At 63.7% G+C, this 22,053-nt stretch carries 18 protein-coding genes; 7 read left to right on the plus strand and 11 right to left on the minus strand.

All coding sequences use genetic code 11. From position 1 onward, the window contains the following. The first annotated feature begins 181 nt into the window (after positions 1-181). The 3 genes from J1G35_RS08280 (at position 182) to J1G35_RS08290 (ending at position 3,848) form a co-directional block, all read left to right on the plus strand. Positions 182-1,669, plus strand: coding sequence for an aldehyde dehydrogenase family protein (locus J1G35_RS08280; RefSeq protein WP_223014493.1), 1,488 nt, complete (start codon positions 182-184; stop codon positions 1,667-1,669). A 137-nt stretch (positions 1,670-1,806) separates the two neighbouring features. Beyond that, entirely contained in the window at positions 1,807-2,868 is a 1,062-nt protein-coding gene (locus tag J1G35_RS08285; protein ID WP_027603468.1) for an aromatic ring-hydroxylating dioxygenase subunit alpha, read from the plus strand. 29 nt (positions 2,869-2,897) lie between these two features. Next, positions 2,898-3,848 carry a PDR/VanB family oxidoreductase gene (locus J1G35_RS08290; RefSeq protein WP_223014495.1) on the plus strand — a complete coding sequence of 317 codons (951 nt, stop codon included), beginning with the start codon at positions 2,898-2,900 and terminating at the stop codon, positions 3,846-3,848. 6 nt (positions 3,849-3,854) lie between these two features. Here J1G35_RS08290 and J1G35_RS08295 read toward each other — a convergent pair whose 3' ends face one another. From J1G35_RS08295 to J1G35_RS08320, 6 genes are all read right to left on the minus strand, one after another. Continuing rightward, on the minus strand, positions 3,855-4,568 hold the full coding sequence (locus J1G35_RS08295; RefSeq protein WP_053139700.1) for a GntR family transcriptional regulator: 714 nt from the start codon (positions 4,566-4,568) through the stop codon (positions 3,855-3,857). Between the two features lie 67 nt (positions 4,569-4,635). Then, entirely contained in the window at positions 4,636-6,378 is a 1,743-nt protein-coding gene (locus tag J1G35_RS08300) for an acyl-CoA dehydrogenase (RefSeq protein ID WP_223014497.1), read from the minus strand. A gap of 27 nt (positions 6,379-6,405) precedes the next feature. Then, on the minus strand, positions 6,406-7,647 hold the full coding sequence (locus J1G35_RS08305; RefSeq protein WP_223014499.1) for a thiolase family protein: 1,242 nt from the start codon (positions 7,645-7,647) through the stop codon (positions 6,406-6,408). Continuing rightward, on the minus strand, positions 7,644-9,518 hold the full coding sequence (locus J1G35_RS08310; RefSeq protein ID WP_223014501.1) for a feruloyl-CoA synthase: 1,875 nt from the start codon (positions 9,516-9,518) through the stop codon (positions 7,644-7,646). Before J1G35_RS08310 ends, J1G35_RS08305 begins: the two co-directional genes overlap by 4 nt. 62 nt (positions 9,519-9,580) lie before the next feature. Beyond that, positions 9,581-11,029 (minus strand): aldehyde dehydrogenase, encoded by a 1,449-nt coding sequence (locus tag J1G35_RS08315; RefSeq protein ID WP_223014503.1) that lies wholly within the window; start codon positions 11,027-11,029, stop codon positions 9,581-9,583. A 76-nt stretch (positions 11,030-11,105) separates the two neighbouring features. After that, positions 11,106-11,936: a p-hydroxycinnamoyl CoA hydratase/lyase gene (locus tag J1G35_RS08320; protein ID WP_010567568.1), complete on the minus strand. Its 831-nt coding sequence runs from the start codon at positions 11,934-11,936 to the stop codon at positions 11,106-11,108. Positions 11,937-12,149: 213 nt separating this feature from the next. Here J1G35_RS08320 and J1G35_RS08325 point away from each other — a divergent pair, with 213 nt between their 5' ends. Continuing rightward, a complete protein-coding gene (locus J1G35_RS08325) occupies positions 12,150-12,638 on the plus strand; it encodes a MarR family transcriptional regulator (protein ID WP_223014505.1) in 489 nt (162 codons plus the stop codon). 5 nt (positions 12,639-12,643) lie between these two features. On the opposite strand, the gene J1G35_RS08330 is transcribed toward J1G35_RS08325, so the two are convergent. Continuing rightward, positions 12,644-13,969, minus strand: a complete 1,326-nt coding sequence (locus tag J1G35_RS08330) for an OprD family porin (protein ID WP_223014507.1) — start codon at positions 13,967-13,969, stop codon at positions 12,644-12,646. A 311-nt stretch (positions 13,970-14,280) separates the two neighbouring features. Between J1G35_RS08330 and mhpT the strand changes: the two genes are divergently transcribed. Continuing rightward, positions 14,281-15,489, plus strand: a complete 1,209-nt coding sequence (gene mhpT, locus J1G35_RS08335; RefSeq protein WP_115488011.1) for a 3-(3-hydroxy-phenyl)propionate transporter MhpT — start codon at positions 14,281-14,283, stop codon at positions 15,487-15,489. Here the strand turns inward: mhpT and J1G35_RS08340 are convergent. From J1G35_RS08340 to J1G35_RS08350, 3 genes are all read right to left on the minus strand, one after another. Continuing rightward, positions 15,467-16,414 carry a transporter gene (locus J1G35_RS08340; RefSeq protein ID WP_223014509.1) on the minus strand — a complete coding sequence of 316 codons (948 nt, stop codon included), beginning with the start codon at positions 16,412-16,414 and terminating at the stop codon, positions 15,467-15,469. The genes mhpT and J1G35_RS08340 overlap by 23 nt on opposite strands. A gap of 81 nt (positions 16,415-16,495) precedes the next feature. Continuing rightward, positions 16,496-17,263 carry a coniferyl-alcohol dehydrogenase gene (locus J1G35_RS08345; protein ID WP_223014511.1) on the minus strand — a complete coding sequence of 256 codons (768 nt, stop codon included), beginning with the start codon at positions 17,261-17,263 and terminating at the stop codon, positions 16,496-16,498. A 57-nt stretch (positions 17,264-17,320) separates the two neighbouring features. Continuing rightward, positions 17,321-18,796, minus strand: coding sequence for a benzaldehyde dehydrogenase (locus tag J1G35_RS08350; protein ID WP_223014513.1), 1,476 nt, complete (start codon positions 18,794-18,796; stop codon positions 17,321-17,323). Positions 18,797-19,066: 270 nt separating this feature from the next. On the opposite strand from J1G35_RS08350, the gene J1G35_RS08355 reads away from it, so the two are divergent. Together J1G35_RS08355 and J1G35_RS08360 are read left to right on the plus strand one after the other, a co-directional pair. Continuing rightward, positions 19,067-20,821 carry a sigma-54-dependent Fis family transcriptional regulator gene (locus tag J1G35_RS08355; RefSeq protein ID WP_223014515.1) on the plus strand — a complete coding sequence of 585 codons (1,755 nt, stop codon included), beginning with the start codon at positions 19,067-19,069 and terminating at the stop codon, positions 20,819-20,821. 98 nt (positions 20,822-20,919) lie between these two features. After that, complete coding sequence (locus J1G35_RS08360; protein ID WP_223014517.1) at positions 20,920-21,531, plus strand: TetR/AcrR family transcriptional regulator; 612 nt, start codon at positions 20,920-20,922, stop codon at positions 21,529-21,531. A gap of 19 nt (positions 21,532-21,550) precedes the next feature. Here the strand turns inward: J1G35_RS08360 and J1G35_RS08365 are convergent, their stop codons facing one another. Then, positions 21,551-22,030, minus strand: a complete 480-nt coding sequence (locus J1G35_RS08365) for a DUF3237 domain-containing protein (RefSeq protein ID WP_223014519.1) — start codon at positions 22,028-22,030, stop codon at positions 21,551-21,553. Positions 22,031-22,053: the final 23 nt, after the last annotated feature.

Here is a 22,053-nt window from a genome sequence, read left to right on the forward strand (position 1 = left end):
GCCTTCCTGGCAGGACATGCACCTTCCAGAGTCAAGATTGTACTTTTCAAAGGCTCAGGCTGATCCGTCGCGCACAGGCGTTGGCAGCCACAGACATGCCACTGGGCAGCCACAGTCAAGCCCGTTCCGGCCACTGCGATTAACCTCGGGCTTTTCAATGTCTGCCACCAGGAAAAACCCCATGAGCGATATTCCACTGCTGCCCCAGGTTGAAGCCTTCCTCCGTCGAAACCATACGTTGTTCATCGACGGTGGCTACGTCGAGAGCCATTCCAGCCAGCGGTTGGAGGTGATCAACCCGGCGACCGGCCAGGTCATCGCCGACGTCGCCGACGCCGACCCGGCCGACATCGACGCAGCCGTGGCGTCGGCGAGCCGAGGCTTCAAGCAGTGGTCGCAGGTCGCACCGGCGGTGCGCGGCAATGTACTGCTCAAGCTGGCCGACCTGCTGGAGCAACACCGCGAAGAACTGGCACAGCTCGAAACCTGCCAGTCAGGCAAGATCATCCAGATTTCCCGTGCTTTCGAAGTCGACCAGGCCGCGCATTTCCTGCGTTACTACGCGGGCTGGGCCACCAAGATCAGCGGCCAGACCATCACTCCGTCGCTGCCCTCCTTCGCCGGCGAGCGCTACACCGCGTTCACCCTGCGCGAGCCGGTCGGGGTGGTGGTCGGCATCGTGCCGTGGAATTTCTCGACCATGATCGCCATCTGGAAACTCGCCTCGGCGCTGGTGACCGGTTGCAGCATCATCATCAAGCCCAGCGAGTTCACCCCGCTGACCATCCTGCGCATCGCCGAGCTGGCGATTGACGCCGGCCTTCCCGCCGGTGCGCTGAATGTATTGACCGGCGGCGGCAGCGTCGGCAAAGGCCTGATCGAACACCCCGGCACCGACAAGGTGTCGTTCACCGGCTCCGTGCCGACTGGGATTGCGGTGGGCCAGAGTGCCATGGGCGCCGGGCTGACCCGGGCTACCCTTGAACTGGGCGGAAAAAACTCGGCAGGGTTCCTGCGCGATGTGGACCTGGACAAGGCCGTCAACGGCATCATCGAAGCGGGCTTTTTGCACTCCGGGCAAATCTGCGCCGCCGCCGAACGCTTCTTTGTGCACCGTTCGCAGATCGAAGCGGTCATGGGCAAACTGGCCCAGCGCCTGAGCGCGCTGAACATCGGCTCGCCCCTGGATGAGCGCACCGAATTCGGCCCGGTCACCAACCGCCAGCACCAACTCAAACTCGGCGAGTTCTTCACCAAGGCCCGCGCCGAAAACAACCGCATCATTCACGGTGGCAACCTGATCGACCGTCCTGGCTGTTACGTCGAACCGACGATCATCCTCGCCAACAGCGTCGACGACACCCTGCTCAACGAGGAGACCTTCGGCCCCATTGCCACGTTCTTGCCGTACGACAGCGAAGAAGAACTGCTGGCCTTGATGAACAACACACCCTACGGCTTGAGCGCCAGCCTGTGGACCAACGACCTCAGCAAAGCCTTGCGCATGGTGCCCGCCATCGAGGCGGGCACGGTGTGGGTGAACATGCACACGATGCTGGACCCGGCGGTGCCGTTTGGCGGCAACAAATCCTCGGGGATAGGCCGGGAGTTCGGCAGTGCGTTCATCGAGGACTACACCGAGTTGAAGTCGGTGATGATTCGCTACTGAATCCAACCAGTGGATCCATTGAAACGTAATCGTCCGATAATCGCCCAATAAAGAAACCACAATAGATTGACTCTCCATCAGGCCAGCCATTTAATGGATCCATTAAATAAAAACAATCCGCCGCCTGGAGAGTCATCATGTACCCGAAGAACACGTGGTATGTCGCCTGCACCCCCGATGAAATCGCGCACAAGCCCCTGGGTCGACAGATCTGCGGCGAAAAGATGGTGTTTTATCGTGGCCAGGAAGGCGCCGTGGTGGCGGTCGAGGACTTCTGCCCCCATCGCGGGGCGCCGCTTTCACTGGGGTATGTCGAGAACGGCAACCTGGTCTGCGGCTACCACGGACTGGTCATGGGCGGCGACGGCAAGACCGTGGAAATGCCCGGCCAGCGGGTACGCGGCTTTCCGTGCAACAAGACCTTTGCCGCCGTTGAACGCTACGGCTTCATCTGGGTATGGCCCGGCGATCAGGCCCAGGCCGACCCGGCGCTGATCCACCACTTGGAATGGGCCGTGAGTGATCAATGGGCCTATGGCGGCGGGCTGTTTGATATCCAGTGCGACTACCGCCTGATGATCGACAACTTGATGGACCTGACCCACGAAACCTACGTGCACGCCTCCAGCATCGGCCAGAAGGAAATCGACGAAGCGCCGCCCGTGACCACGGTGGACGGCGATGAGGTCGTCACCGCCCGGCACATGGAAAACATCATGGCCCCGCCGTTCTGGCGCATGGCCCTGCGCGGTAATAACCTCGCCGATGACGTGCCGGTGGACCGCTGGCAGATCTGCCGCTTCACCCCGCCCAGCCATGTGCTGATCGAAGTCGGCGTGGCCCACGCCGGCAAAGGTGGCTATAACGCCGCCCCCGAACACAAGGCTGCGAGCATCGTGGTCGACTTCATCACCCCGCAAACCGAGACCTCGATCTGGTACTTCTGGGGCATGGCGCGCAACTTCAACCCCCACGATGAGGCACTGACCGCAAGCATTCGCGAGGGCCAGGGCAAGATTTTCAGCGAAGACCTGGAAATGCTCGAACGCCAGCAACAGAACCTGCTGGCCCATCCGCAGCGCAACCTGCTCAAGTTGAATATCGACGCGGGTGGCGTGCAGTCACGCAAGATCCTGGAGCGACTGATTGCCAAGGAACGCGCCCTCGAACCGCAACTGATCGCCACCACCACCGCCTGAACAGCGCGACAATTTTGCGAGGACTGAACATGATCGATGTGGTGGTGGTATCCCGTAACAACGAAGCCCAGGACATTTGCAGCTATGAACTGGCCAGTGTCGATGGCCAGCCGCTGCCGGCCTTCAGTGCCGGCGCGCATATTGACGTGCACCTGCCCGATGGGGTGATCCGGCAATATTCCCTGTGCAATTACCCCGAGGAACGTCATCGCTACCTGATCGGCGTGCTCAAGGACCCGGCCTCCCGGGGCGGCTCGCGCAGCCTGCACGAGCAGGTCCACGAGGGCACCCGCCTGACCATCAGCGAGCCACGCAACCTGTTCCCCCTGGCCCACGACGCGCGCCGCAGCCTGCTGTTTGCCGGTGGCATCGGCATCACTCCGATCCTGTGCATGGCCGAACGTCTGGCCCATGCGGGGGCCGACTTCGAACTGCATTACTGCGCCCGCGCCAGTGAGCGTGCGGCGTTTGTGCAGCGGCTCAAGGCGTCGCCGTTTGCCGAGCGGGTGTTCCTGCATTTCGATGAGCAGCCGCACACGGCCTTGAATGCTGCCCAGGTGCTGGCGGCGCCCGCAGACGACGTGCACCTGTATGTCTGCGGCCCTGGCGGGTTCATGCAGCATGTGCTCGACAGCGCACGCGCACAGGGCTGGCAGGAAGACTGCCTGCACCGCGAATACTTTAGCGCGGCACCGGTGGACAGCAGCCTCGACGGCGGCTTTTCGGTGAAGCTCGGCAGCAGCGGCCAGGTCTTTGAAATCCCCGCCGACAAGACCGTGGTCCAGGTTCTGGAAAGCCACGGTATCGAGATTGCCGTGTCCTGCGAACAGGGGATTTGCGGCACCTGCCTGACCCGTGTGCTGGAGGGCATACCGGAGCACCGCGACCTGTTCCTCACCGAGCAGGAACAGGCGCTGAATGACCAGTTCACGCCCTGCTGTTCACGCTCGAAGACCCCGCTGCTGGTGCTCGATATCTGACAGGTGTCACGACGCGGGCAAAATCACCTTCATGCGCGCGGCGGCGGTGGCTGAGCTGAAGATCTCGGCATAGCGCAACGTCGCATTGGCGTGCTCACGCATGATGGCTTCGGCCCGCGCGCCCTGGCGATTGACCAGGGCGTCAAACACCGAATGGTGCTGCATGTGGGCATAGTTGAAGCGTCGGTACTCGCGGGCCATGTCCTCGCGATCCACCGCCAGCGCGGTCACCGAGGCGAACGGCAGGTGATCATTGCGGGCCAGCGCGTCGGCGATCGCCGGGTTGTGGCTGCCTTCGACGATGACCTGGTGAAAGCGCATGTTCAGGTCGTGATAGACCTCAAGGTCATCCTCGGTCACGTAGCCCTTTTCGAACAGTTGATCGCCTTCCACCAGGCAGTGCTCCAGCGCCGCACGTGCCGCATCGGATAAACCCAGCTCGGCGGTCTGACGCGCTGCCAAGCCCTCAAGCACGCCACGCACTTCGACGGCGCCGGCAATGTCGCTGGGGCTGACCGAACGCACCTGATAGCCGCGCCCGCCAAACGGCACCAGCAGTCCTTCCTGTTCGAGGGTACGAAAGGCCATGCGCACGGGCATGCGTGACACGCCGAACAACTGCGCCGTGGGAATCTCCATCAGCCGCTCGCCCGCCGCCAGCTCCCCGCTGGCAATCATCTTGCGCAGTGCAACCAGCACCAATTGACCGGGTTTACTCATCCAGGCAACTTCCAGAAAACGTGAGCCGCCATGGTACCGCAAGTAGTACCGCAAGCACCTGGCCGCGTCAGATGAACGCCAGCGCTGCCCGTGCCCCGTCTATGGCGCCCAGGTGCTGGGCCAGCCGCGACGGCAGGTAATCGAAAAAGAACCCGGCGCTTTGCAGCTTGGCGGCACGCAGCGGATCGTCTTCGCGCAGTGCCCTGGAGACCCGCGCGGCCCGCGCCCAGGCAAAGGCCAGCAACGCGACGCCACAGAGCTGGAGGAAATCCGGCGCCGCCCGATAGGGGTATTCACTGTCCTCGTGCGCCCGTTCACGGATGGCGCTCACCACACGGGCCAACGTGTCGCACAGGCTACCCAACGCACCGCAGTAGCCTGCGCATTCGACATACTGTCCGCCCTGCCCGGCCTCGGCGCGCAACTCGGCCAGCAGCAGGCCAAAGGCCCGGCCCTCATCCCCCAGCACCTTGCGCAGCAACAGGTCATTGGCCTGGATCTCGTTACTGCCCTCGTAGATCATCGCGATACGGCTGTCGCGCAGGGTTTGCTCGATGGCGAACTCGGTGACGTAGCCGTAACCGCCGAACACCTGCAGCGCATGGCTGGCCTGGCGAAAACCCTGTTCGGTGAAAAACGCCTTGATGATGGGCGTCAGCAACGGCGCCAACTGCGCGGCCGACGAGTGCTGGTCATGCTCGGCCTGATCAAGCAGGTGCGCCGCCCAATAGCCGATGGCGCGCATGCCCTCGCTGGTGGTGCGCAGCTCCAGCAACACGCGGCGCATGGCCGGGTGATAACGGATCGGGTCAGCCGCTTGGGCGACCACCTCTTCCGGTCTTGACGGCGCACGCATCTGCAAGCGTTCGGCGGCGTACTGGCGAGCGTTCTGCCAAGCCGCCTCGACATGCCCCAGGCCTTGCAGGCCCACATGCAGGCGCGCCGAATTCATCATCACGAACATCGCCGCCAGGCCGCGATTGGGCTCTCCGATCAGCCAGCCCTGGGCGGCGTCGAACACCAGGGAACAGGTGGCGCTGCCCTTGATGCCCATCTTGTGTTCGATGCCATCGCAGTGCACGCCATTGGCCTGGCCATCGTCCAGGTGCTTGGGCACCAGGAACAGTGAAATGCCACGACTGCCCGGTGGCGCATCGGGCAGGCGCGCCAGCACCAGGTGCAGGATATTGGCCGTGAGGTCGTGCTCGCCGCCGGAGATAAACAGCTTGCTGCCGCTGAGGCGATAACTGCCATCCGCCTGGGGCTGCGCGCGACAGCGCAGCAAGCCGACATCGCTGCCGGCCTGGGACTCGGTCAGGCACATGGTGGGCAAGGCCTGGCCACTGACAATGTCGGGCAGGTAGCGCGCCTGCAACCACGGAGCGGCATGGGTCTTGAGGCACAGGTAGGCGCCGTGGGCGATCCCGGTGTACATGGCCCAGGCGTGGTTGCTGGCGTAGAGCATCTCTTGCAGCGCCGCATCGAGCAGTTGCGGCAAGCCCTGCCCGCCCTGCTCCTCGGCACACGCCAGCGCCGGCCAGCCACCGTCGACATAGGCGCGATAGGCCTCGACGAAGCCGTCCGGGGTGCTGACCCGGCCCGCCTGCCAGCGGCAGCCCTGGCGATCACCGCTGCTATTCAACGGCGCCAGTACGCCCTGACTGAAGCGTGCCGCCTCCTCCAGCACCTGTAGCGCCAGCGGAAGGTCCAGGGCCGCGAACGCCGGGTGGCGCTGCCAGGTATCGGGCGCCTGCAACCAGTGCTCAAGGACAAATTGCATATCGCGCAGGGGCGCCTCATAGCTCCACATCGGGACACCTCATCGGATAAAAAACCATCAAGCGCGGTAGACAGGGTTCTCGATCAGCAACGCCATGCCCTGCCCGCCGCCCACGCACGCTGCGGCAATCCCGTAGCGCAAGTTGTGCTGGCGCAGCTGTCGGGCCAGGGTCATCACCAGGCGCAGGCCGGTGGCGGCCAGGGGATGCCCCAGGGCAAGCGAGCCGCCCTGGACGTTGAGGCGGGTGCTGTCCAGCTCCAGTTCATGGGCCACCGCCAGTACCTGGGCGGCCTGGGCTTCGTTGATCTCGAAGCGGCCGATGTCACCCAGGTTCAACCCGCTGCGTTGCAGCAGCAGGCGGATCGCCGGTGCCGGGCCGATGCCCATGAACTCGGGGGCCACACCGACCACCGCGCTGGCCAACAGCCGCGCCAGGGCCGGACGCGTGCAGGCCGAGGCACGCCCCACCAAAGCCGCCGCCGCACCATCGACCACCGCGCAACTGTTGCCGGCGGTTTGCACGCCGCCAGCATGCACGGCGCGCAAGCGTGCCAGGGCGTCAAGGTCGGTGGGACGTGGGTGGCTGTCGGCGCTGACGGCACTGGCCCGACGCGCCAGGCTGATGCCCCTCGGCTGGTACCCCTCAAGCTCGAACACCTGGTTATCGACCGTGACGATTTCTTCCGCCCACGCGCCGTCACGTTGCGCCTGCAAGGCACGCTGATGGCTGTCGCAGGCGTGGCGGTCCACGGCCTTGCGGCTCAGGCCATAACGGCGCGCCAGGTTGTCGGCGGTGGCGATCATGTCCAGGCCGGGGGCCGGGTCGTACAGGGCCTCCCAGAGAAAATCCTTGAATTGCACCTCGCCGCCGAGTCGAAACCCATCCCGATGGGTGTAGGCCGCAATCGGGTTGCGCGACATGGATTCACTGGCCACGCACAGGGCCAGTTGCACCTCGTCGCACACCTGTTCAGCGGCCTGGCGCAGCAGCTCGAAACCGGTGGCGCAGATGCGCTGCACCCCCAGTGCCGGGACCGCTTGCGCCACCCCGCTGTACAAGCCGATATGCCGTGGCAGCAAGTAGGCATCGAAACTGGCCTGGGCCATGGAGCCGGCCAATACGCTGTCCACCGCCTGGGGGTCGATGCCGGCCCGCGCCAACACTTCACGGCCGACCTTGATGCCCAGGTCGATGGGCGACACCTGGGACAGTGCGCCGCCAAGGTCGACCCACGGCGTGCGCACCGCCTCGAAAATCGCCGCATCGGCAAACGCCGAGTACTGCCCGGCGCTGCTCAAGGCTTGGGCCCGGCGCGCAGGATCGTGGCCTCTTCGCCGCGATACAGCGCCTCGACCTTGGCCGCACGCCATTGCAGCACGGCGCGCTGGTTGATCGAACCCTTGTCGGTGATTTCCCCACGATCGATAGACGCTGGCTCGTCGAGCAGGGCAATCCATTCCAGGCGACTGGCATTGCCGGTGGCCTCGCGGTTGAGGCGCTGCAACCAGTCGCCGAACCACTGGCGTACCGGCGCGCTGGCCAGCACCTCAGCGTCGCTGGCGTCGGCACTCAAGCCGGCCAGCCGACGGCACTCGTAGAGCCGGGGGAATACCAGGGCGCCCAGGCATTCGCGGTCCGGCGCGGCAATCACCAGGTCCTGCACATAGGGCGCGCCGTCGAGCACGGCGCGATTGCGCAACGGGCCGACACTGACAAACACCCCGGAAGACAACTTGAAATCCTCGGCAATCCGCCCGTCGAACATCAGCCCCAATTGCGGTTGGTGCGGGTCGGCGAGCTTGATCGCGTCACCTGAACAGTAGAAACCCTGTTCGTCGAACACCGCGGCGGTTTGCTCCGGCGCCCGCCAATACCCCGGCATGATGTGCGGCCCGCGAAAGCGCCCTTCGAACTTGCCGTCCAACGGCACCAGGCGCACCTCGCAGCCCGGCGCAGGCAATCCGATATAGCCGGCCATGGACAACGGCCCGGTGGTGAAGGTGCAGGACGGCGCGGCTTCGGTCATGCCCAGCCCGGCCATCATGCGGATACGTTCACCGCAGTGCTGTTCGGCCACGCGGTCGAGGCGATCCCAGATACTTTGCGACAGGCCGGCGGCGGCGAAGAAGAACAGTTTCATCCGCGCAAAAAACCGTTCGCGCAACTCGGCGTCCTGTTCCAGGGCGTTGACCAATTCTTCCCAGCCCTTGGGCACCGTCAAATAGGCCGTGGGCGAAACCTCCTTGAGGTTGCGCAGGGTCTCGGCAAAGCCCTGGGCCGTGGGCTTGCCGTCGTCGAGGTAAAAGGTGCCGCCGTTGTAGAGCACGATGCCGACGTTATGGCTACCGCCAAACGTATGGTTCCACGGCAGCCAGTCCACCAGTACCGGCGGTTCCTCACCGAACACCGGGAATGTCTGCAACAGCATTTGCTGGTTGGCGCAGAGCATGCGCTGGGTGGTGACCACGGCCTTGGGCAATTTGGTCGAGCCCGAGGTGAAGAGAAACTTGGCGATGCTGTCGGGGCCGGTGGCCTGGAACGCCGCATCGGCCTCGGCGCCGCCCGGCGTTTGCAGCAGGCTGGCGAAGCTGACCTGAGTGCGCCCAGGCACGTGGCCGCGCACGCTGATCAGCGGGGTCTCGGCCGGCAAGACAGCGTCGATGGCGCGCTGGTAAGCCGCCGCATCGCTGACGAACACCAGCCCCGGTTGCAGCAGGTCGCACACATGCCGCAGCTTGGCAAAATCCTGGGACAACAACGAGTAGGCCGGCGATACCGGGCAGTAAGGAATACCGGCGTACATCGCGCCGAGGGCGACCTGCAAATGCTCGATGTCGTTGCCCGACAGCAATGCCAGCGGCTTGTGCGCCGAGAGCCCGTAACTCAACAGGCCCTGGGCAATCGCACGCACGCTGTCGAGCATCTCGCGGTAGCTGACCCGGCGCCAATCACCACCGGCCTGGCGGGCCGCGATAAACGTCTGCTCGGGGCGCACCTGGGCCCAATGCACCAGGCGATCGAGCAAGCGCGCCGGCAACTCGGCCAGGGGCTCGAGGGAGCGCATATGCAGCACGCCGTGTTCTTCAGTGACCGCCACCGGTGCGTGGCCGATGGAGACCTCGCGGTATCGCGGTGCGGGCTGGGGTTGCGGTCTGAATTCGGAACTCACAAGGGTGTCCTCCAGCAAGGCGGATCAACGCCGCCTTGTTATTGTTATGTCGCGACGCCTGCTCAGATCGGGTAATGCCGTGGCCCGTTCTGCAAGGTCACCCAGCGCAATTGCGTGAAGTGCTCGATCGAGGCCTTGCCACCAAAGCTGCCGTAGCCGCTGGACTTGACCCCGCCAAACGGCATCTGCGCCTCGTCATGCACGGTCGGGCCGTTGATATGGCAAATGCCCGACTCGACACGCTGGGCCAGGGCCAGTGCACGCCCGGTGTCACGGCTGAAGATCGCCGCCGAGAGGCCGAACTCGGAGTCGTTGGCCAGGCGCAGCAAGGCTTCATCCCCGTCACCGCGCAGCAGCACCGCCACCGGGCCGAAGGACTCTTCGCGGTACAGGCGCATGTGTTCGGTGACGCCATCGATCAGGGTCGGCTGCAGGATGCTGCCGTCCAGTTGGCCACCCACCACCAGCCGCGCGCCCTTGGCGAGGGCATCGTCGATCAGGGCCTTGATGCGTGTGCCGGCGCCGGCGTCCACCAGGGAACCCAGGACCGAATCCGCTGCAACGGGATCGCCCGCGCGCAGGGTCGCGACCTTGGCCGCCAGCTTGGCGGTGAACGCATCGGCGACCTTGGCATCGACAATCAGGCGCTCGGTGGACATGCAAATCTGGCCCTGGTTGAAATAGGCGCCAAAGGCCGCTGCCGCGACCGCAGCGTCGAGGTCGGCGTCGTCGAGCACCAGCAACGGCGCCTTGCCACCCAACTCCAGCAAGGCCGGCTTGAGGTGACGCGCCGAGAGTTCGCCGACAATCCGCCCCACATGGGTGGAGCCGGTGAAGTTGACCCGGCGCACGGCCGGGTTGGCGATCAGCCGCTCGACAATCGCAGCGGCATCCGCCGGGGCATTGCTGATGACGTTGACCACGCCATCGCCGAGGCCGGCGTCCTGCAACACCTGGCCAATCAGGCGGTGCACCGCAGGACTTAATTCCGAGGCCTTGAGCACCACGGTATTGCCGCAGGCCAACGGCATGGCGATGGCACGTGTGGCGAGGATCACCGGGGCATTCCACGGCGCGATGCCCAGTACCACGCCGCAAGGCTGACGCAAGGCCATGGCGAAACTGCCGGGAACGTCGGAGGGGATCACTTCACCGGTGATCTGGGTGGTCATCGACGCCGCTTCGCGCAGCATATTGGCCGCCAGGCGCACGTTGAAGCCATACCAGTTGGCCATGGCGCCGGTCTCGCCGGCGGCGGCAATGAATTCGGCGCTGCGCGCCTGCAATTGCTCGGCAGCCTTGAGCAAGCGGGTGCGGCGTTCGTTGGGCGCCAGCGCGGCCCACGCGGGGAACGCGGCGTGGGCGGCCGCTACGGCGGCGTCGGCATCGTCCAGGGTCGCGGCGGCCACCCGCGAGACCACTTCACCGGTCACCGGGTTGCGACGCTCGAAGGTTCGACCGTCACGGGCGGGGCACGACTGGCCGCCGATCAACAGGGGCACGTCCAGCATGGTGATTCCTCTTTATTGTCTTTATCGGGAATACGTTCAAGCAGGGTACAACGGCGCGGCCAGGCGGCCGCGCCCTTCAGCGTTTATACGCCTGCAGGCCAGGCTTGATGCTCTTGTCGTCGAGGAACTGTTTCATGCCCTGCTCGCGACCGCCTTCGGTGTCGAGCAGGCGCGACTGATCGAGCTTGGCGTAGAGGTAATCCTCGTTCTGCTCCCAGGTCAATTCGCGGCAGCGCTTGAAGCCATGCTTGGCGGCACGCAGCACCACCGGGTTTTTCTCCAGCAGGTTGCGCGCCAGTTCGATGGTCACTTCGCGCAGTTGAGCCAGCGGCACGCTTTCGTTGACCAGGCCCATTTCGGCGGCTTTCTGCCCGCCAAAGGTCTTGCCGGTCATGATGTAGTACAGCGATTGGCGATGGCCCACGGTGTCGGCCATGGCCTTGCTCACCAGGTTGCCCGGCGGGATGCCCCAGTTGATTTCCGAGAGGCCGAAGGTCGCTTCGTCCGCACAGATCGCCAGGTCACAGGCCACCAGCGGGCTGAAACCACCGCCGAAGCACCAGCCATTGACCATGGCGATGGTCGGCTTGGCGTACATGCGCAGCAGTTTCCATTGCCATTGCGAGGCTTCGCGGCGGATTTTTTCCTGGAGGATTTCCGGGCCGGCGTCCACTTCGCGGAAGTATTCCTTGAGGTCCATGCCAGCGGTCCAGGCTTCGCCCGCGCCGGTCAGGACCAACACGCCAGCGGCAGGGTCCTGCTCCAGGGTTTCGAGGACGTCGATCATTTCCCGGTTCAGGGTCGGGCTCATGGCGTTGCGTTTTTCCGGGCGATTGAGAATGACCCAGGCGATGCCTTCTTCGATCTCAACCTTGACGGTGGTCCAACGGCCTTCGTAATTGCTCATGGCGGTACGCTCTTGTTCTGGGTTTGAAGATGATTCGAAATTAAACCGCAAATATAGTTATGTCAATTAACTATTAATCTGGATAACCAATATTTTTTTGCGGTAAAACCTGCGTTTTTCAGGCGTTGTGAAAAGCCGGCATAGCCATGGCTCGCCAACCTCGGCAAACTAGATAGCCTTCTTAACCTCCACCTTTTGAGGATTGCACTGTTAATGGCCAAGCCTTCCAACCTCGCCGACGCCAGCCAGGCCCTGCCCGATAACGCCGACGTACGCGCGCCGCTGGATTCGGCCCTGGACGATCTGATCGGCTACGCCATGCGCCGCGCCCAGCTCAAGCTGTTCCAGAACCTGATCGGCCGGCTGTCGGACCACGACCTGCGCCCTGCGCAGTTCTCGGCCCTGGCGATCATCGAGCAGAACCCCGGGCTGATGCAGGCCGATCTGGCCCGCGCACTGGCCATCGAGCCGCCCCAGGTGGTGCCGTTGCTGAACAAGCTGGAAAGCCGCGCCCTTGCCGTGCGCGTACGCTGCAAGCCGGACAAGCGCTCCTACGGGATCTTCCTCAGCAAGAGCGGCGAAACCCTGCTCAAGGAACTCAAGGCGATCGCCGCCCAGAGTGACCTCGACGCCACGGCCGCCCTCGACGGCCAGGAACGTGAAGAGCTGCTGCGCTTGCTGAAGAAGGTCTACCAGGACTGATCGGCCTACCAGAGCGCCACGGTGTAGAGCACCAGGAAACGGGTCTGGTTTTCATCGCGAAACGCCGCGCCGCTGGGGAAGTCATTGCGGTAGATCGACTTGCGCGCCATGAACCCGACGTTCTTCAGCGGACCATCCTGGATCACGTAGCCCAACTCCATCTGGAACTCGCGCTCCTTGCGATCCTCGGCGTTGAAAGCCGCCAGTTCGATGTTGTCGCCGCGCACATAGCGCAGCCGACTCTTGAGCCCCGGCACACCCGCTGCGGCGAAGTCATAGTCATAGATGGCCTGCCAGGTGCGCTCCTTGGCGTTGAGAAAGTCCGAGCTCATGGTCAGTTCGCTCATGCCCATCAACTCAGTGCCAGAGATATAGGGGGTGGCCGTCTCCCCGCTCGAGTGCATGTAGCCAAGGCTGACGCGATGGCCGCCAAGGCGGTAGCCGAACAGGGCTGAAAGGTTGCGGTTATCCACCTTGCCCGCCTTGGCACTGCCATCCTCGCGACTGAAAAAGCTGCGCAGGTCGCTGGTGAGCACGCCATCTCCCAACGGCAGGTTGTGCAGCAACGCCAGGGTGTCCTGCTGGTAGAGGTCCGCGACCTGGGAGTGATAGACGCGCAGGCTGAGGTCTTTGTTGACCTGATAGTCACCGCCCACATACGCCAGGTGCGACGTGGTGGCGGTGGCGTTGAAACGCCGGTTGGGCGAGGCGATGGTCATGGCCTGGTAGTCGGTGGAGTCGCGTTTGTTGATGCGGTCGATGTAGCCGGTGTTGAGGGTCAGGCCATCGATGTCCTTGGAACTCAAGGTGGTGCCGCGAAAGGTTTGCGGCAGCAGGCGCGACGGGCTGGCAAAGGCGAACGGCAGGAAGATCGACACATCGCCGGCCTTGACCGTGGTTTGCGCAAACCGCAGCTTGGCGGTCGGGGCCAGGCGCGAGTACTCATCGGCGGCGCGCTTGTCGCTGGCCGACACCGGCAACAACTCGGTGCCACTGCGGTCCGGCGACGAGTCGAGTTTGACCCCCATCAACCCGCGCACATCCAGGCCAAAGCCCACCGGGCCCGGGGTGTAGCCCGACTCCAGGTTGAGGATGAACGCCTGGGCCCATTCCCGTGCGGCGGTCTTCGCCCCGTCGTCCTTGTAGTCGCGGTCCAGGTAGTAATTGCGCAGGGTCAAGGTGCCGTGACTGTCGTCGATAAAGCCTGCCGCCCACAACGGAGTGGGCAACACGCTCAAGGCCAGGCATGCCATGAGCAGGCGTGGAGTGGTGTTCGACACACAGGCGACGGGCGCCGCTGCAACGGCGTGCTCCATAGGGAGTTCTGGCATGTTCGATGTCCATTTTTTGTTGTTGTTTTTGGGGTGACACACGCTTGGCCGGGTCGGCTTCGCGAGCCAAGAATGGAAACAGCCGGCGCCGCCCGTCAACCGCAACTGAGCGATAATCGAACATTAATAAAACTATCTATTTTTTAGTTGCGCATGGATCAATATATTAAGCCTTTGAATTAAAAGTATTTATTCATGATTTTTGGTCAATTTAATCTACGATTCATTTTTTAGTTATCTTTGTTATCTTAATCCCCAGCAGCCACTCAAGCTCGCCACCACAACAAAAACAACAACAATGAGGTTTGCCCATGGACAGTCCATCGCGTCGTTCGACGCTGACTATTGCGTTGTGCTTTATCGTTGCGCTGATCGAGGGGTTCGATCTGCAAGCTGCCGGCACTGCCGCCGCCGGGTTACGTCAAACGTTCGCCCTGGATCCGAAGATGCTCGGCTGGGTGTTCAGCGTCGGCATCATCGGCCTGCTGCCGGGGGCGTTCTTCGGCGGCTGGGTCGCCGACCGCATCGGGCGCAAGAAAATCCTGGTGGGTGCCGTGCTGCTATTCGGGCTGTTTTCCCTGAGCACCGCGTTTGTCGACAGCTACGCCAGCCTGTTGCTGGTGCGCTTTCTCACCGGCCTGGGCCTGGGCGCCGCGTTGCCCAACCTGATCGCGCTGTGCGCCGAAGCGGTGAGCGAACGCAACCGGGGCACGGCCATCAGCGTGATGTACTGCGGGGTGCCGCTGGGTGGCGCATTGGCCGCGGTGGTGGCGATGTTTTCCAGTGAGCACTGGCAGACCACCTTTATCATCGGTGGCCTGGCGCCGTTGCTCGCCGTACCGTTGATGATCCTGCTGCTGCCGGAGTCCAGCGCCTTTCGCCAACAGCGCGACACCACCCCTGGCGCCCGCCCCTCCACCGGCCAGGCGCTGTTCGGCGAAGGTCGCGCCCGCACCACGTTGGCGTTGTGGCTCAGCTATTTCTTCACCCTGACCGTGATGTACATGCTGCTTAACTGGCTGCCGTCGCTGTTGCTGGAGCAAGGTTTCAGCAAACCCCAGGCGGGCATGGTACAGATGCTCTTCAATATCGGCGGCGCCCTCGGCTCGCTGCTCGGCGGCGTGCTGCTGGACCGCTGCAATGCCGTCAAAGTGGTGCTGGGTGTGTATGCCGGGTTGCTGGCGGCATTGGCCGGAGTCGGGTTGTCGGTGGGCATCGTGCCCATGGCCATCGCCGGTTTTGCCGCCGGCCTGTTCGTCATGGCCGCGCAGTTGGTGCTGTACGCATCGGCACCGCCCTCCTACCCGACCTCGGTACGCGCCACCGGTGTCGGTGCCGCGGTGGCCGTCGGCCGCCTGGGTTCGGTGGCCGGGCCGCTGGCGGCCGGGCAACTGCTCGCCGCCGGCGCCGGCACCGCCGGGGTACTGCTGGCGACCTCCCCCGGGGTGGTGATTGCCGCACTGACCATCATCAGCGTGATGGTGCGTACGGCGCCCACTAGAACTTATGCAGCCAATTGAGCACCATTTTGTTGCCCTCGGTACGGTTCTCCGCCTGCTGTTCAAAGTAGGCGTTTACCGATAGCACGTCTTCCTTGCTGAACGCATAGACCAGGCCTGGGCCCATGGCCCAGACCTTCTCCCGGCGCCCGCTCACGGCGTGCCCATCGACCTGGGTGTCGGTGATCTGCTTCAACCAATAGCCGTTGACCCCCACGCTCAGTTGCTGGCTCACGGCATATTGCAGGGTCAGGTTGGCATGCAACGCCTGCCCGGCCTGGGTATCGGAAACATCTCCAAAACCTGCCTGCGGATCATCATTCTTGCCATTCCACAGGTACATGAAACGCCCGCTCGCCGACCACTTCGGGCTGAACCAGTACGTCGCCGCGTAATACGGGTTGAATGACCAGAAGTTGCTGCCTGGGTTGATCGAGCGCTTGCGGTCATAGGCACCCACCGGCACCGAGATATCGGCTTCGATACGTTGGGTCAGCAGTGGGCTGCCATCGGCGCGGCTCAGGGTCGGCAGTTGCAGGAAGGGCCCCACAATCACATCACCAAAGCCGGCGCGGGAACTCAGCGCCGCATTGTTCAAGCCATCGTCGACGTCCACATGGGCCAGGGAGGTGTTGATCAGGGTGATTCCCGGCATCGCGCCATTGGCCAGGGGTTGGCCGACGTAGATGATCTGCGTGGTAGGCGCCACCACTTCCACGTCCTGCTTGGGCAACGCCAGCTTGTTGCCGTTGGCATCATTGAAGCGGCTGGCCCGGGAGTACGTCAGGTATTCCTCCAGGTACCAGCCCGGGCCGGCCGGGGCCGGTGAGCCGTCGTAGAAACTGGTGCTGCCGAGGTTGAGTCCGGGCAAATCATAAGCGTAAGCAGTCGATGTCAGTGCGACAAACGTCGTGGCCGCAACCGTCCGCAAGATAGGCTTGAGCATCTTGTATGTCCTGTATTTTTGTTGTTGTTCAAGACCCCCGGCACGGTGGATCCGCGCCGGGGTTTACCGCTGGTGCAACCCCTACACGTAGGTCGCCGCCAACCCACCGTCCACCGGTAGATTGACCCCGTTGACCCAGCGCGCGGCGTCCGAGCAGAGGAAGGCAATCACCGCCGCCACCTCATCGGCCAGGGCCGGACGGGTCATGCGCTGGCTGTCCGCAGCCACCCGCTCCGGCCCGAGCATGCTGACGAAATCGCCGAGAATCGGGGTAAACACCGGCCCCGGCGCAACGCAGTTGAGGCGCACCGAATGATCGCGAAACCAGCCTTGGGATTGCTGGAAGCTCCACACGATCAGCGCCTCCTTGAAGTACTGATAACAGCTGGCCTGCGCCACCGGATTGGCCGCCAGCCACTGCTGCCCAGCGTCGAAGCTGTGCGTCGCGGCCAGGGCCTTGTGCAGCTCCAGGCGTTGCGGCCATTGCGCGCCGAGCACCGAGGCGACATTGACGATGCTGCCGCCCGCCGACATGCGCGGCAGCAGCGATTGGGTCAGGTGCCGCAACCCCAGGTAATTGACCGTGGCCACCGCTTGCACGGGCGCGGTACCGGGCACGCCGGCAATGTTGCACAGCCCATCGACCCGTGCGGGCAGGCGTGCCACCAGGGCATCGATGCTGGCCGGATCGCCCAGGTCAGCCTGGAAGAAGCCATCCAGGCTCAGTTGCGGTTCATGGCGATCAACGCCGATCACCGTCGCGCCCTGGAAACGCGCGAGCCTTGCCAGCTCGGCACCAATGCCCGAAGCGACACCGGTGACGATCAAGGTTTTGTTGTGCAGGTTCATGTTCAAGCCCTCTTATTTTTGTATAGGCATGGGTAAATCAAATCGATGCGCCGGGATTCAGAACGGATAGGCAGGCGGGGTGTTTTTCACCGTGACCCACTGCCACTGGCTGTACTCGTCCCAGTCGGCCGGCCCGCCCACGCTGCCGCCATTACCGGAAGCGCCGCGCCCGCCAAAGGGGTTGATGCATTCGTCGGCGACGGTCTGGTCGTTGATGTGCAGCAGGCCGCAGTCAAGCCGCTCGCCGATGGCCATGGCGCGCCCGACCGACGGTGAAATGATGGCGGCCGAAAGGCCGTACTCGGTGCGGTTGGCCAACTCGATGGCCTCCTCGTCGGTGGCAAAACTGACCACCGTGGCCACGGGACCGAAGATTTCATCCTCAAACGCGCGCATCCCTGGGCGCACGCCGCTGAGCACGGTGGGCTGGTAGAACAACCGGTCGTATTCGCCACCTGCCTCCAACCGCGCGCCCGCTTGCAGGCTGTCGCTGACGATCTCGTGCACGCGCTGCAATTGCCGTTGGTTGATCAATGGGCCGAGCGCGGCTTCACCGCGGGCGGCATTGCCCACGGTGAGCGCCCGGGCCTTGTCCACCAACTTGCGCGTGAGGCGTTCGGCGATGGATTCATGCACGAGAATCAAGCCGGTCGCCATGCAGATTTGCCCCTGGTGCAGCCAGGCGCCCCAGGCGGCATTGCTCGCGGCCAGGTCGAGGTCGGCGTCTTCGAGAATGATCAACGGGTTTTTGCCGCCCAGTTCCAGCGCGACTTTTTTCAGGTGTCGGCCGGCCACTTCGGCAACTTTACGCCCCGCCGCCGTGGAGCCGGTGAACGCGATCATCCGCACATTCGGATCGCGGCACAGCGCCTCCCCCGCCGGCGCGGCACCGGGCAATACCTGCAGCAGGCCCTTGGGCAAGCCCGCCTCCTCGAACAGACGGGCGATGAGAAAACCGCCGCTGACCGGGGTCTGCGGATCGGGCTTGAGCACCACCGCATTGCCCGCCGCCAGCGCCGGGGCCACCGAGCGCAGCGACAGGATCAGCGGGAAATTGAACGGCGAAATCACCCCAACCACGCCATGGGGCTGACGCCGGGCATAGGACAGCCGCCCTGCTTCACTGGGCAGCACCAACCCGTGAGGTTGGGACAACAGCCCCGCCGCCTGATGCAGCAGCACAATTGCTTCGCGTACTTCGTGCTCGCCCTTGAACAACGCGCCGCCGGTTTCCCGCGCGACGTACAGCGCCAGCTCGGCAAAGGACTGCTGGGCCAAGTCCGCCGCCTTGCGAAACACCTCGGCACGCTCCCGTGGGCCGAGCGCAGCCCAGGCCGGCTGGGCCAGGGCCGCGCTGCGGCAGGCGACGGCGATGTCAGCCGGATTGGCCATGGCGCAACGCATCAGGGGTTCGCCGGTGGCAGGTTCGATCACCGGGATCACGGATCCCGAAGCGGGTATCCAATCGCCGTTGAACAGGCATTCGGACGCAATGGCCCGCTGTAGAAAGTGGGTGGTTTCAGACACTGACATGGCAACTCCCGGTTCTTGTAATTGTCATCGCCTGCACAGTGTGCAAACGCCGCATCTAGCCTTGAGCAAAGGCTGTGCCGCTTGCACGCAACGACGCCGACCTACCGCGTCGAAGGCTCTGGAACGGGGCCTGCCACGCGCCGTTCAGACCTCACCCACCGATCACCTGTAAAAACCGGGGCCTTGCCACTTGTTCAATTGATAAGGTTATGTTTAATAACTATCTGAGCAGTTTCTCATATCGATCACTCGCTTTGCAGGGGCATAACAATGACTAATCCCCCCAGCGCGCTGCCCGACGACCGGGTGGCCAACGCGCCCTACCATCCGCGCGGTGACAGCCGCCAACTCAGTGACAGCAGCTCGCCCACCCCGGCGGAACTGACCGACTGCCTGTTCTTTTCGCCCGAAGACGGGCGTATCTGGCTCAACGATCAACGCATGCTGTTGCTGCACAGTTCGTCGTTCGGCGCCCTGCGCCGGGAAGTCATCGAGCGCCTGGGGCTGGAGCAGGCACGCGGCCTGTTCACCCGCACCGGTTATGCCTCCGGCGCGCGGGATGCGCGGTTGATCCGCGAACGCTGGCCACAGGCGGATGCCGCCGCGGTGTTTCGTGCCGGGACCCACCTGCACACCCTGGAAGGCATGACCAAGGTTGAACCGCTGCACTTCAAGTTCGATGCCGATTCGGGCTTCTATGAAGGCGAGTTCCTCTGGCACCACTCCTGCGAGGCCGATGAACATGTGAGTGCCTACGGCATCGGCCAGGACCCGGTGTGCTGGACTGAAACCGGCTATGCCATCGGGTTTGTCAGTGGCCTGTTCGGGCAAATGGTGATTTTCCGCGAAGTCGAATGCCGGGGCATGGGCCACCGCAGCTGTCGGGTGATCGGCAAGACCGCCGAGCAATGGGGTGACGTCGAGCAGGACCTGCGCTACCTGAATGTGTCCCAAGCCGTCACCCACCCTGCCGCCCCCACGCTCGCCAATCCGCTGCGCAGCGGCGGCGGCATCAGCCAGCCACAGCCGTTGGTAGGCGCCAGCGCGGCGTTCAACGCGGCGATGCAAGCCCTGCAACGGGTCGCGCTGACCCCGGCAACGGTGTTGATCAGCGGCGAGTCCGGGGTCGGCAAGGAGATGTTTGCACGCCAGTTGCACCAGCTCAGTCGCCGCCATGACAGCCCGTTTGTGGCGCTCAATTGCGCCGCCATCCCGGACAACCTGATCGAGGCCGAGCTGTTTGGTGTTGAACGCGGCGCGTACACCGGCGCGACGCACTCGCGCCCTGGACGGTTCGAGCGGGCCCAGGGCGGCACGCTGTTTCTGGATGAAATCACCAGCCTCAGCCTGGGCGGGCAAAGCAAGCTGCTGCGGGCCTTGCAGGAACGGGAAATCGAACGGGTCGGCGGGGTGCGCGGGATCAAGGTGGATGTGCGCGTGGTGGCCGCCACCAATATCGACCTGCGTAAAGCCGTGGCCGACGGCAGCTTTCGTGAAGACCTGTTCTACCGCCTGAATGTCTACCCCATCGCCCTGCCCCCGCTGCGCGAACGCCGGGACGACATCCCGCTGCTGATCAACGCGTTCCTCACGCGCTTCTGCCAGGAATACGCCAGAACGCCGGTGGGCCTGACCATGCGCGCGCTGAAGGTGTTGCTGCGCTATGACTTCGCGGGCAATGTGCGCGAGCTGCAAAACCTGATCGAACGCGGCCTGATCGCCAGTGACGAAGGCCAGGCCATTGACCTGGTGCACCTGTTTCGCAACGAACCGATGCCCGCCGCGCCCTATGGCCTGGACGATCACGGCAGCCTGTCAAACACTGCGCCAGTGCCCCGCCCTGCGCTGCTGGACACCCTTGGCCAGTTGGACCAAGGGTTTTCCATCGACGGCCTGGAGTCACGCCTGATCAATGAAGCACTGCAACAAAACGCCGGCAACCTGGCCGCCGCCGCCCGGCTCGTGGGGCTCAGCCGTGCTCAATTCGCCTACCGGTTGAAGAAGCATCAGCGGCAAATCCCTTGAATGGCAATTAGTGCTTTAAAAGCTTTACCCAATTAAGTATTTTGCAGGGATACCGGGGCGACAAGCGCCCCTCTTTTTACTCGTGACAAGGATCTCCTGTGAGCGGACTGCGTGAACGTCAGAAAGCCGAACGCCGGCAAGCTATCAGCAAGGCCGCGATCGAGCTGTTTGAGCGCCAGGGTTTCCAGAACACCACCATCGAACAGATCGCCAGCCAGGCCGGGGTGTCGCCGCCGACGGTGTTCAAGTACTTCGGCAACAAGCAGGAAATCATCCTGGAAATCCTGCACCACGCCGATCAACGCGCGATCATCGACACCCGCAGCCGGATCCACGAAATCGACGACCCGGTCGAAGCGCTCTGCCACCTGGAACGTCTTCTTACCGGCTATGCACTGGAAGTCATGCACCCCAGCCTGTGGCGTGAACTGCTGCCGCTGATCCTGTTCGGCGGCAGCAATGGACTGCCCGAAGGCTATCGGGCCATGAACGATGCGCTCAGGGCCGAGATCAGCGAATTGCTGCGGGAATTGCAACAGGCCGGCAAGCTGCGCCCGCAACTCGATGTGGAATTGGCCGCGTTCCTGTTGAACGATTATTCGCACCTGCAACTGTTCCGGCTGGTGAACCAGGAACACCCGGATATCGACGCACACTCGATGCAGGTCAGGCGTATCACCGAGTTGCTGTTCTACGGCATGCAGGCCTGAGAGCTTGCAGGGTCGGGCCTCAGTAAAAGCGATAGCAACGAATCACCACCTGGTCGGCGCACGGGTAATGCACCAAGCCGATAAAACTTGAACGGGTGAGCCAGTCCAGCCGCCCCTTGGGCACCTGGAACACCGGCGTACAGGTGCAGCGGTACTCCGTCTCAGGAATCGGCCATTGGCCGTCGCGCTCCAGTTGGCGTCCGTACTCAGTCATGCTCAGCACACCCCGGTTACGGATGTTGATCACCTCGCCTTCGTCGGTCCTCACGCTGTAGCGGGCATCCAGTTGACCGATGCCATCGGGGCGCAAAAGAAAGCAATCTTCTCCGCCCGCCAGGACCTGGCCGCTGATGCCGACCCCATCGAAATCCCCGCCCACAATCGGGTAATTGCAACGCAGGCCTTCAACGCTGTCGCCCAGCATCACGCCCGGCCCTATCGCGACGCGAAGGATCAGCACCCGCTGCAAGTTGGGGGCAATGTCCATCCGTTCAGTCATGGCAAGCTCCAAGCCCGGCGCGC

Origin of the sequence: Pseudomonas sp. SH10-3B, from assembly GCF_019891415.1 — a bacterium.
Lineage (GTDB): Bacteria > Pseudomonadota > Gammaproteobacteria > Pseudomonadales > Pseudomonadaceae > Aquipseudomonas.